At 57.1% G+C, this 6967-nt stretch carries 4 protein-coding genes and 1 pseudogene; 1 reads left to right on the top strand and 4 read right to left on the bottom strand.

The genetic code is table 11. From position 1 onward, the window contains the following. Nucleotides 1-162: 162 nt before the first annotated feature. Complete coding sequence (locus BH682_RS35030; protein ID WP_052959829.1) at nucleotides 163-2013, top strand: DUF4012 domain-containing protein; 1851 nt, start codon at nucleotides 163-165, stop codon at nucleotides 2011-2013. 29 nt (nucleotides 2014-2042) lie between these two features. Here BH682_RS35030 and BH682_RS37395 read toward each other — a convergent pair whose 3' ends face one another. The 4 genes and pseudogenes from BH682_RS37395 to BH682_RS37170 form a co-directional block, all read right to left on the bottom strand. Continuing rightward, on the bottom strand, nucleotides 2043-2309 hold the full coding sequence (locus tag BH682_RS37395) for a transposase (protein ID WP_190287666.1): 267 nt from the start codon (nucleotides 2307-2309) through the stop codon (nucleotides 2043-2045). Nucleotides 2310-3683: 1374 nt separating this feature from the next. Beyond that, nucleotides 3684-4998 (bottom strand): annotated as a pseudogene (locus BH682_RS35020) (ISL3 family transposase). 736 nt (nucleotides 4999-5734) lie between these two features. After that, complete coding sequence (locus BH682_RS35010) at nucleotides 5735-6277, bottom strand: DapH/DapD/GlmU-related protein (RefSeq protein ID WP_075836641.1); 543 nt, start codon at nucleotides 6275-6277, stop codon at nucleotides 5735-5737. Nucleotides 6278-6375: 98 nt separating this feature from the next. Continuing rightward, nucleotides 6376-6957: an acyltransferase gene (locus BH682_RS37170; RefSeq protein WP_080961173.1), complete on the bottom strand. Its 582-nt coding sequence runs from the start codon at nucleotides 6955-6957 to the stop codon at nucleotides 6376-6378. Nucleotides 6958-6967 lie beyond the last annotated feature (10 nt).

Below are 6967 nucleotides of genomic sequence, written 5' to 3'. Positions count from 1 at the left end.
ATTTCCGAAAGATTGCCGGCAGATCCGGTGAATCGCTGTGAACGCGCATCACCTACGGCCTCGTCGCACATTACTGTGCGGCGGGCCTCCCCACCATCTGGGGTGCACCCCCCTGCCCTGGCGGTAGCCTCTCACCACCTCGAAAATCAGGAGCGCTTCGCAATGTCTAGCCCCACACCAGGACCTAAGTCCCCCGACGAAATTAGTGCAACGGAATCGATGGCTTCCACGCCAATCCGAGTACGCCGCCGCCGAAGAGACGGAAACACCCATCGTCGACGCAACATCGCAACCGGATTAGGCATTGCGGCACTGGTTATCGCAGCTTTCACCGCATGGATGGGATACAGCGCATTTCAGGTCAAGGACAACCTCGAAGCGGCCCGCGATCACGCCCAGGCTGCCAAAAACGCGCTACTGACGGGAAAGACAGAAGAGGCAAAACGCTCGGCCGCCGATGCGGACAAATACGCAACACTGGCGCGCTCCGGTACCCATTCACTACCGTGGAACATCCTTTCCCCCATACCGTTTATCGGTAGCCCTCTCGAAACAACGAAGCAGATGTCAGACGTCGTGCGCGGCTTGACACAGGATGTTCTACTACCAGCCGTCGACGCCGGAACAGCCCTGGCACCCGACGAATTAATACAGTCCGGCGGACGAATTGCCCTCGAACCATTACGAGATGCCGCTCCCGCGCTCGAGCAGACAGCAAAAGCTGCCAAACACTTAGCCGCCCAGGCTGATGCCATACAGGAAGCCGCACTTGTCGGCGCCGTAAACGATGCGCGAATCACCCTCATCGACCAAACAGCCGACCTGGCAAATCTTCTCGACAACACCGCAACCGCCTCGTACCTAGTGCCGTCGATGCTCGGAGCTGACGGCCCGCGCAACTACTTCATCGGATTCCAAACAAACGCCGAGGCTCGCGGCACCGGCGGTCTTCTGGGCGGCTACGGCATCATCCACGTCCAAGACGGAACTGCACGCATCGCGTCGCTGAGCCGTAACTCCGAACTCAGTATGGACAAAGCACCGATAGACCTTGGTCCCGACTTCGCCAATCTTTACGGGGCGAGCCGACCTACCACTGACGTCCGCAACAGCAACCTCAGTTCGCACTTCCCCTACGCCGCCCAAATCTGGCAATCACTCTGGTCGCAAGAATCGAATGGGGAAATGGTCGACGGAGCCATCGCGATCGACCCGATTGCCTTGAGCTACATACTCGGTGTGATGGGGCCAATCACCATGCCGGACGGCGAAGTGGTGTCAGCCGACAACGTCGTAGAACTCACCGAGTCCACGGCATACACACGATTCGCAGAAGACAACAATGCGCGCAAACAGTACCTCCAAACGATTGCGGCTAGCGTAGTCCAAAAGATGACCGGGAAGATCACTTCCCCCAGCGCGCTACTCGAAGCCGTGGGCAAAGCAGTGTCCGAAGAACGTATTGCCGTGTGGAGCTCACATCCCGACGAGCAGAAGATCATAGCTTCAACGCCTTTGGGGCATACAGTCCCTGACGACGCAGCACCCTACGCGAACGTAGTGATCAACAATCAAGCCGGAAACAAACTTGATTATTACCTCACTCGCTCGATCAACTATTCTGCCGGAAGTTGTGAAGCGGCAACTCGAAGCTCGACGGTGACAGTCAGCCTCACCAATAACACCCCGCAGAGCAATCTTCCCGACTACGTCGACGGAATGGTCGTAAATCCGAAGAACCTTCCCCAAGCTACTAACGTGGCTGCAGTGTCCCTGCTCTCAACTCAGGGAGCGAAGCTCGAAAGTGTCGCGATCGATGGAAGAATAGCCTTCGCCATCAGCGGCAAGGAACAGAATCGTCCGGTTTTCATGACTCTGGCGGAAGTGCCGCGCGGAGAAACAACCAATGTGGTTTTCAAACTCATCGAACCTACTTCTGCAGGTGAAGCGCGAGTGCCGATCCAACCACTAGTAGACGAACCGACTACAACCGTCGACGTGCCAACGTGCTAACGCGAATCTCGACGTGCGAGGCACTGCCGCTACCCCGCGGTCACGAACTCAAATCGGTCATCCACATCGATTGGCTCATGACGAAACGTGCAGAGCGCGCCGTTCCGCTCCCTTCCTCCGACTCGTGTGCGGTCGTAGTAGGTGCGGCTGACGGTGTCGCGCAACGCAGCGAGCGCCGAGAGCAGCAAGGCGCGCTTGAGTTTCCGAGTACCCGATAGTGCGGGGTGCTCCCCGCGAATCAAAGTCCCTTTGCGGTGGGTGACGGGTGCGATCCCAGCGTAGGCGGCCGGGGGCAAGCGGCTGAGCCGAATGCTCTCTCGTCACCGACCTCAAGCAAGTTTCGTGCGCGGGACCTGGGAAAGAGCGCGATCATCAAACAACCTCTCCACGCCGTCACTGATTGTTCGCGTTGCCGAAAATGGCCTGAATGAGCCGAATGATTTCGGTTAAACGATCTCGGCACCTGCCTTTCTCGGAACAGTGACGGTTTGTTCCTCGTGTCCGGCGCGGACGTCGGCGACCAACCGGGTGCGATGCTGGTTCCTGTTGGCGGCAATTGTTGTCTTCCGCGGGTGCCGGCCTGGTATTCCGGTCGGACAAGAGGGATACCCCAAAATTCGTTACGAGAGCGTCAACGAACCGGCCTCGCGTGCGAGGCGTTCTGGCAGTTCTAACCGTTTCCCTGATCTAGCACGTCCCCGGCGAACCCGAACGGACTGACCGGGCCTCGCACGCGGCGCACACATCGACCGGGAGAACAAATCGCTATCGTAATCCTCGAAAATCGAGTTCTATGCGGGCCGACTGCGTTCTTGGGCCGTTTAGACGCCGAATCCGCGAATGTCGGGTCCGCCAGACTGTCAGGGTACACTTACCTCTCAATATCAATCGACTGCGCCGACCACGCCCGCAAGACCACGAGACGCGATACGGGTGTCTCCTTCGCCGCCCGCGAACAGATCACAGCGCAGCCGCCGTCAAGTCCGCTTTGCCGCCCGGGACGAGACGTAGGCAATCACCGCGTTGATCCTTGATTCGCGCTACAGAGCGCGGCGTGGATGCACGAAAATCACTGATTCGCGGTCATCACCGCATCGCAACGTGGCAACGAGGTCGGCCGGGTTACCAACGCTGCGACGTGTGGAGTAGAGACACTGCGGCGGACCAGCAAATCTGGCCCTCGATCCCCAGAGTTGGTTTCATCGGAAAATCTCGCGAGGTTTAGGGCGAACACCAGGCCTGAAGCAGTGGCAGAAGTCGCCCCAACTATTACCGCAACAGTTTCGACTACCTCCCGAGAACCTTTCTCGAATGCTGCCGCCGAGACATTCTCCGAACCTCGACACTGGCCCGGGGTTTCTGAGAAACGGGACCAAGCAGGCACATCGTCAGCACCGACACCCCCGAAGCGAGCTCCGCGAGCAATCAACGAACCTTGCCCCCGACAACAATCGTAGTTCTCTTCGCGAGCGATCTCGTCCTGATCGTAGCTAACGTCCGTGCCTCATACAGCTAGTCGATCGGTTCACGATTTGCACTCAAATGCTCGGGTGAGTCGATCTACCAAGCGCTCAATGCAAAAGGAACTTGAGCGGCCCCACCGAATATGGACTGGAACGTAATTCGCCGGTCCCACTTTTAAAAACAAAGGTTACTTGGCTCTTCCGTTTCTAGAGTGCGTTGATGCGTTCCCGGAGCTGACCGGAATGGATCAGTGACCGCAAGATGTAGTGGTCGAGATTTCGGAATCCGAGTGCAATACCACGAAGGTGTTCGAGCCGACCGTTGATCGCCTCGACCGGACCGTTTGAGGCCCCGGTATCGAAATATGCCAGGATCTCCTTCCTCCGTTTCCAGAGACTACGACCGAGCTGAGCCAACTCCGCAAGCTCTGCCGGTACACCGGATTTGATGCGTTTGAGCGTTTTGAACATGGTGAGTTTCCCGGTTCGCTTGTCCGGGTCGGAATAGGCTGCGACCAGGTCCTGGTAGAGATGTTCTGTGACTTCGACGTCGATGTGCTGTTCGTCGGCGAACACAGCCTCGAGCCGCGCTTTCTGCTTGTCGGTGCGCAATACCTTGCGGGTGAGCAGAACCCTTTTGATGCCGTAGAGCGGGTCACCGGAGCGGCCGCGATGCCCGAGTGTGACCTGCTGAATCCGCTGCCGGCACACGGTCAACTTTTCCGCAGCCAAGTGCACTACGTGGAAGGGATCCATCACCGTCCGTGCCTGCGGTAATACGTCCTTCGCGGCGCGGTGGTAGCCAGTGAATCCGTCCATCGACACGATCTTCACCCGATCCCGAAACGCCTGATCGCGCGCGCCGAGCCATGTCCTGAGTCCTGAGCGCAGCGGCGGAACGACCCGCAACCATATCGAGCAGCCTGGCGGGGCCGGCCCCGTCGATGACCGGGGTCAGATCGACGATGACAGTTACGAAACTCGGATCACCCTGTCCGCGAACATGTTTCCATTTATGCTCGTCCACCCCGAGGACTCGGACCTTGTCCAGATGCCCGGGCTGGGCGTGAACGAGGTTGTGCACTGTGGACAGGGCGAGGGAGTTGACCACGTCCCAACTCACTCCCAGTACCTTCGCCACCGCGGAGACGGACATTTTCTCGACCGCCAGGCAATGGAGAATCCAGCGGGCGGTGCGGCGGGTAGTGGAGGCTTTCGGAGCAGCGACCCGGTCTATGCGCTGGCGGAACACCGATACCGCACAGCTGTCCTGCTCGCAGACGAACCTCGGTAGCCGCACCTGCAGTCGGGTGGGATGCCCGACGACAGGCAGGTCGGTGAGGGTGCGGGTGACGTGGTCGCGGAGCTTGCCGCAATGACCGCAGGACGGGCACATCGGATCTTCGACAACCGGTCGGCATTCGATGTGGGTGAAGGCCTCGCCGATGGCGGCGCCGGTGATGGTGACACCGAGTTCGACGGTTCGGCAGATGGTATCGGCGACAAGCTCGGTAGGCTGCAAGTTGGGTTCTGGGCGGCGAGGGGATCAGGCGTCAAGAACCTTCATCCTCACACCCCAGGACCCGCTTTCACGCCACTACATCTTGTGCCTCATCGGATCACTGCCGGATCGGACTCATGCACTCCGGATCCGGAAGAGCCGGAAAACACCCGACTCAAGCAGAAAGCGCGAGACCCACTGTCATAAGCCTCTTTCAGTTGCACAGTTAATCGGCACGGGCACAGATATTAGTGGCATGATCCGCATGAGGTGTACCCCTCCGACCAACCATCTTTATGACATGTTAAGGCAGAGTGATCCGTAAGAGGTCACAGTGTCCAAATCGAAGCCAAACTCAGTCCGTCGACAGATCCCTTCACAGTCTTCGAACCGGTGACGCATTCGGCGATATCGCCACGGATGCCCTGCGAATCGCCGGAAAGATTGTTTCGTTGGAAGGTCCAAGCCTCATCGATGTGGGGGTTCGCGAAGGAATACCGAGCATCGAGCCCGACGGACCCATATCGGCACAGAACCGCACCGCCGCACTCGCATAAACCCGCGTGCCGGCGCGCTTGTTTTACGACCACCAGTCCGTGGCCCCCAAAAAGTCGTCGTATGGAGGCCACCTCGAGCATCTCGAAATCCCAGGCCGCACGGATCCGCCCAGGGATGGACAACGAGATCGCGAGGTTCCGCAAGCGTGCGTTGACGCAAACCGCCTTTTTCGAGCATCTTTCTCGACCACGTCAACTCGTCAATCGACCACATTTCTCAGTGGTCGAACGATCCGCCCCGAACCAACCGACCGCGCCAACACAACACCCGCACCGATAGTAGTGCCGGCGCCCACAGTAACTCCACGAAGGACAACGGCGCGAGCAGCAATCCACGCACCATCTTCTATCCGAATGGGAGCATTATCGAACTCGAAACTCGGCGAAAATCGATCATGACTTCCCGTACAGAGCAAGGCGCCCTGCGAGATGCAAACATCATTGCCAATCTCGATAGGTTCCAAGTTCAGTAACCACGACTTCTGTCCGATCCAACTTGAGTCTCCAACCGTAAGCTTCCATGGCCAGTGAACTGTTACATCACTCCGGATAATCACATCATTTCCAATCTTCCCCCCAAACCAACGAAGCAATTGCACGCGCAACCGATTCGGGCACCACCACTTCGTCACGATGCAAGATGAAACCGCCAGCCAAAGTGCTTGCACGATCCTGCTGCGCCCCTTGTCGTACCCTTCGCCCCTGAAATTAATCAATTCACGTTGACCTACACCAGAACTCATACACTACTCCACTCGTCCCGAACCAGATTTCCAGACTAAATCCCACAATAGATGATCATCAGGCGTAATATATCTTGCAAAATTCAAATAAACAACGCTCAAATAAACCAAGCAGCGTCAGCGGAGGAGTTTTCCCAACTATAGGTTAGATCGCGATTACGTTTCCCAATGACCTTCGCCGGTATGCCACCAACTATGCTATACGGAGGAACATCCTTGGTGACAACGGATCCCGCCGCGATTACAGCACCTTCTCCTACAGTGACACCAGGCAAGATAGTCGCCCGAAAACTTATCCACGCTCGATTACCAACATATATTGGACCACCTTTTGTGGCGAAAATCGGACTTTGTGGATCATGTTGGAGCGTCCACAGCGCTACCTCGCTTGAAATATTGACATCCTCACCAATATGAATTCCAAGTCGACCATCGAGTATTGAGTCAGTTCCGATAATGCTACCTCTATCGATCACAATCATGCGAGGGTTTCGAATCTCTCGCCACTGGTAAAGATGGGCAGAGGGTGAAATTTCTACACGCAAAATTTTCGCCGCACCAAACTGACGGACTTTCTTACTTGGAATACGGCCAATATACTTTGCAAGGAGCAGCGAAAATCCGACCCTAGCGAGCAACAACGGCTTCGCAACACGAGACTTTTTGATCAAACTAATCATCTTCACAAAC

The sequence above is a fragment of the Rhodococcus sp. YL-1 genome (genome assembly GCF_001942025.1).
Lineage (GTDB): Bacteria > Actinomycetota > Actinomycetes > Mycobacteriales > Mycobacteriaceae > Rhodococcus_F > Rhodococcus_F qingshengii.
Note: the sequence above shows the minus strand (reverse complement) of the source record. Positions and strands in the feature narration are given on the sequence as shown.

Excerpts from the sequence above, each read along its gene's own strand:
- BH682_RS35010 (WP_075836641.1), bottom strand. The coding sequence starts at position 6,277 with ATGAGTTCTGGTGTAGGTCAACGTGAATTGATTAATTTCAGGGGCGAA.
- BH682_RS35030 (WP_052959829.1), top strand. The coding sequence starts at position 163 with ATGTCTAGCCCCACACCAGGACCTAAGTCCCCCGACGAAATTAGTGCA.
- BH682_RS37170 (WP_080961173.1), bottom strand. The coding sequence starts at position 6,957 with ATGATTAGTTTGATCAAAAAGTCTCGTGTTGCGAAGCCGTTGTTGCTC.